The organism is Spiroplasma endosymbiont of Megaselia nigra (genome assembly GCF_003987485.1).
In the GTDB taxonomy this organism is placed as follows: domain Bacteria; phylum Bacillota_I; class Bacilli_A; order Mycoplasmatales; family Mycoplasmataceae; genus Spiroplasma.
In genome coordinates this window covers 1-4,513 of the sequence record NZ_RCOO01000089.1, presented here as the reverse complement: position 1 = coordinate 4,513, position 4,513 = coordinate 1, and the positions used below count along the sequence as shown (strand labels likewise).

At 26.3% G+C, this 4,513-nt stretch carries 5 protein-coding genes; 3 read left to right on the top strand and 2 right to left on the bottom strand.

Annotated features, from left to right (window positions below; all coding sequences use genetic code 4):
- Positions 1-165: 165 nt before the first annotated feature.
- The 3 genes from D9R21_RS07940 (at position 166) to D9R21_RS04470 (ending at position 4,037) form a co-directional block, all read left to right on the top strand.
- Entirely contained in the window at positions 166-1,446 is a 1,281-nt protein-coding gene (locus D9R21_RS07940) for a hypothetical protein (RefSeq protein WP_196234378.1), read from the top strand.
- 372 nt (positions 1,447-1,818) lie between these two features.
- Positions 1,819-2,898 (top strand): radical SAM family heme chaperone HemW, encoded by a 1,080-nt coding sequence (gene hemW, locus D9R21_RS04475; protein ID WP_126821267.1) that lies wholly within the window; start codon positions 1,819-1,821, stop codon positions 2,896-2,898.
- A 236-nt stretch (positions 2,899-3,134) separates the two neighbouring features.
- A complete protein-coding gene (locus tag D9R21_RS04470) occupies positions 3,135-4,037 on the top strand; it encodes a Sapep family Mn(2+)-dependent dipeptidase (protein ID WP_408641297.1) in 903 nt (300 codons plus the stop codon).
- 24 nt (positions 4,038-4,061) lie between these two features.
- Here the strand turns inward: D9R21_RS04470 and D9R21_RS04465 are convergent, their stop codons facing one another.
- On the bottom strand, positions 4,062-4,367 hold the full coding sequence (locus D9R21_RS04465) for a hypothetical protein (RefSeq protein ID WP_126821266.1): 306 nt from the start codon (positions 4,365-4,367) through the stop codon (positions 4,062-4,064).
- Entirely contained in the window at positions 4,352-4,477 is a 126-nt protein-coding gene (locus D9R21_RS08535) for a hypothetical protein (RefSeq protein ID WP_255416615.1), read from the bottom strand. Before D9R21_RS08535 ends, D9R21_RS04465 begins: the two co-directional genes overlap by 16 nt.
- Positions 4,478-4,513 lie beyond the last annotated feature (36 nt).

Genomic DNA, 4,513 nt, shown 5'->3' with positions numbered 1-4,513 from the left:
AGTTTTCATTCTTTATTAAAAAAAGCAACAATTCATAACAATATTTACTTATCGCATGACGAATATATTAATGATGTTAAAAAATGAAATAAATGATATTCAAGCCGCAAAGAAAAGGATATAATAAATAAAAGTTTATAAACCTTTTTTACTAATACTTACTTTTTGGGGTGCACTCTAGGTAGTGCGTTTGGGGTGGTTAGTTGTACCGCACGAGAAAAGCATGAACGTGATGATAAAGATGAATTAGATCATAATCAAGATCTTGGTATTTTAAATGATATAAAACAGGAAGTAAAGCAAACTTTTGAAGCGTGGTGAGATACAAAGGCAACAATTGATATTAATGATTATCCGGATCAAATACCATTTGTTGCAGAGTTAGTTGATGAGTTAAAAAAAGAGAATGATGGTTTGACATTGACGGATGAAAGAATTAGTAAATATCGTTTTTTAACACAGTTGCTTACTGGTTTTAAAGTAGAGTTTGCTAATTTGAATCAAAGTTTACGAGATCTCTATTCAAATTATTATGTTGATACAATGCCGTTGTTTTTAGATGAGGATAATATTTTATTTACTTTGTATAATATTAATTTTGATAACACCGGGAGGTTATTAAAAGATACTCCACAAGAGGTATTGGGAATTACAGTGCAAGTTAATATTGATTATGAAGTGAGATTTAAAGGATTGCCAGCGAGAGATAAGATTAATGCTCTAGTAGTTATAACTAATGATTTAGATGTTTTAAGTAAGCTTCAGGATAATATTGAGGAGTATTTTACTATGTTTGTTAATAAAGTTTTAAAAGATCAAAAATTTCAAATTAGAGTGAGAAAATATATTTATGAATGACATCCCAGCAAGATAATTTGGCTCATTGTTAGGGAGGCTTTAAAGAATGAAAATATTTTATTTTTTGGTAGTAATTTATCCGATTATAAGAGTACTTTTTTTATGAATTCAGATTCTATGTCCTTTAAAAAGGATTCTGTTTTAGCATGAGCCGGCAAGGGATATGACCCAATGAAATTAACACCAGAAAATTTGTTAAATTTTTATAAAGAAACATATATTCTAAAAAAAGTAACTGAGTACGAAGATTATTATGTTTCAATTGAAATTGGAACTATGACAGTAGAAAAATTTATACTTGAAGGTTTACCATTTAAACATTTGCGGACTTCCATAAAGCTAGAACAAAAGGTTAAAGTTTTAGTAGAAAAAAATGTCTTTGATTTTCAGCTTAAGCAATTTGCAAATATTGTAATGAATTTTTGACATTATTTTAAATTAGAAACATATTATGATAATCATCGTTTGGTTTTTAAGGTGAACCAAGCGACTTTTGATAAGGTACTTGAAGTTGCTAGTGTTTTAGAACAAAAGTCAGAAGGAATTCATATTACTTCAATTTTTATACCTATTATTAATTTTTTTTAACAGTAAAACAAATTCAAATCTAAAACTATTATCGTTTAATCTTTCTAGTGGTTCTGGAAATACAATTAATCTAATTAATAAAACTGAAAAATCTTTTACTGTAAAATTATTAACAAAAATTGCAAATATAAATAAATATACTAAAAATAAAATATTATTAATGAATGACTTTGACTATTGTTTTTTTATTTCTCCAGGAAAGGAAGAAATGATTATTAATAATGGTGAATATTCATTTTTGCAAATAATTGAATTTGAGGTTGGTTAATTTTTAAATGAAATCTTTTAATTTAATTATTAAAAAACATATAATTGTTGCACTTAAAATTATAAATCTATATTATTAAAATATAAAAGAAGTGAGGATTAACAATGATTGAACATTTATATGTACATATTCCTTTTTGTGACCATATTTGTTTTTATTGTGATTTTTTTAAAATTAAAAAATCACGCCCAATAATGATTGAAGAATATTTAACTTCATTAGCACATGAGATTGCTCAACCCCATCCTGATTTTGCTTTAAAAACAATTTATTTGGGAGGAGGAACACCAAATAGTTTAGATGATAATCAATTAGAACAACTATTACAACTATTACAAAAAGTTGTGCAAAACCCAATAATGGAATATACAATTGAGTTAAATCCAGAAAAAATTACAAAAAGTCAATTACAACTTTTAAAGAAATATCAGATTAACCGTCTTTCAATTGGTGTTGAAACTTTTAATGATCAGTTATTAAAAAAAGTTAATCGTTATCATAATAGTGCTGCTGTTGTTAATAGTTATTACTTAGCTCGTCAAGAAGGTTTTGATAATATTTCGTTTGACTTAATTTATAATTTATTTGATCAAACACAAGCTGATATTGAGGGAGATTTGTTAATGATTCAAAAATTACAACCTGATCATATTAGTTGATATTCATTAATTTTAAAAGAAAATTCATATTGGGGTAAAACAAAACTTAAATTACCAGAGTATGATATTGCATTTGATGAAATTATTAATACTGCATTAACTAAAATAGGTTATGAAAGATACGAAATTTCAAATTATACTAATAACAACAAAAAATCACAACATAATTTAGCGTATTGAACTAATAAGTCTTTTTGACTGCTTGGCCCTAGTGCAGCTGGTTTTATTAATAACGATGGTTACTATTTATTACAGAATTCGCGAAAATATGCTAACTGAACACAAACTAAAACAGAATTGTCGGTAAAGGATTATTATTTTCAAATTTTAATGATGGGATTACGTGTTTTAAATGGCATTGATTTAACAAAGGTTAGAGATGCAAAAGCAGCAGTAGATTACTATCAAAATAAAATTAATGTAGAAGTACAAAAAAATAATTTAGTTTTTGATAATAATCATTTACGTTGTACAAGCCAAGGTTTAAATATTTTAAATGATATTTTAGTTAATATTATGGATTAAGACTTATGCTATAATGTAACTAAAGAAGAACTGTGAATAATTAGAATTGATAATTAAGAAAATATAAGAGATTAAAACTATAAGAAAGGAAGAAAATTATGGAAATTAATGTTGATAAATTACTAACAGAATACTTTGATGAAGCTTTACAAAAAATTCAGGATATTATTCGAATTCCTTCAGTTCGTAGTTAAGCAAAACCAGGAGCACCATTTGGAGAAGGAACAAAAAAAGTTTTAGAATATGTCATTAAGTTAGGAACAGAATTAGGTTTCAAAACATATCAAGATTCAGAAAATCGTTATGGTTATGTTGAATATGGTTCTGGTTCAGAAATTTTTGCGATTTTAGGACATTTAGATGTTGTTCCTCCAGGTGATCTTAACAAGTGAGAGTTTGAACCATTTAAACCACAAATTAAAGATAATAAATTGTTTGGTCGAGGAGCAATTGATGACAAAGGTCCGACAATTATTAATTTGTATGCTTTAAAATATTTAAAAGATCATAATTATCGTCCAGATTATACGATTCGTTTAATTTTTGGTTTAACAGAAGAAACAGATTGAGCGTCAATTAAAGCTTATATGGAAACAGAGGGAGTACCTGCCTTAGGATATACGCCAGATGGAGAATTTCCTGTTGTATATGCTGAAAAAGGAATTATTAATGCTGATATCATTGGTAAAGGTGAGTCATTCACATTAATAGGTGGTGAAGCGTATAATTCTGTTGCTGATGTTGTTAGTTACCAAGGTCCATATTTGGATGATATTAAAACTAAATTAGAACAAAAAAATATTGAAACAAAGGTAGAAAATGATTGCTTAATTGTTAAAGGAAAATCTTCACACGGTAGTTTACCAGAGCGAGGAATCAATGCTGCTTTAATTACTTTAGCAACATATGCTGAATTAAATAATAATTCAATGATTGCAAATTTTGCAAAAAAAAAACATTTATATAATAATTTTCATTTTAGTCATCTTTTCCCAGATATGAAAGATGAAACCGGATTATTAATTGTTAATAATGGAATAGTTGAAATTAATCAAGAAAAAACCTTTAATTTTGTAGAAAACTCTTGATGAAATAAAAAAAATCATCAATATGACAATTTAAAAATTAATTTTGTGTAAGATTATGATTTTGCTTTAAATTTTTTAAACGTTAAAATATAATACCGTTGATTGTTGTTTTGGTGTTAAACCTTTATGCTGGTATTTTCATTTTCATAGATTTAAATAATTTTGAATATTAGTGAAACCCAAACCATGATAATGAATTAAGGCTTCTTTAAGACTGGATTGTAATTTACTAATTTTATTTAACTTTCGATAACTAGTATCGGGGTTTGTACTAGTTTTTGTGGAATATAGAGTAGAATTTGTTTGTTTTGCTACTAATAAATATAATGGTTGCATGTCAGAAATAATAATTGATTTTTCTTTAATTAATTGCTTATTCATATTTTCAATAATTCATTGTTTTTGTAATCGTTTGGTATTGGTCGATTTAACAAAAATATTATTATACCTTCTAATGTAAAAGGTACTTGTGGCAAATTAATTGTTGCCATATTATTTCACTCCCTTATTATCTAAGGTTTTTAAGT